Source organism: Neisseria sp. P0009.S007 (genome assembly GCF_051962515.1).
Genome location: NZ_JBQCVF010001266.1, coordinates 1 through 239 on the forward strand (window position 1 = coordinate 1; position 239 = coordinate 239).

Sequence of the window (239 nt, forward strand, 5' to 3'; positions counted from 1 at the left end):
TTGCAATCTTACACCCGTTTCTTGAGTGCGGTTTTTGGGTTCAATTGAACCAAATTGAACGAAGCCATAGTCTTCTGTAACGGTGAAGTTTGAATCTTTAACTTTCCAGCCTCGATAGAACGGGGTCAGGGTGATTTTAGAACCGTTAGCGAATTTTTTAGATACAGGTACTTCAACCTCAATACCTTGTCCACCACCTTGTTTCATTCTGGTTTCTTCTCGATTTGGCTCGTAAGAAT

Annotated in this window: 1 pseudogene; it reads right to left on the reverse strand. The window is 41.0% G+C overall.

The features are described from left to right. Positions 1-207, reverse strand: a pseudogene (locus ACTHS3_RS18555) (outer membrane beta-barrel protein); the annotation flags it as partial. Positions 208-239: the final 32 nt, after the last annotated feature.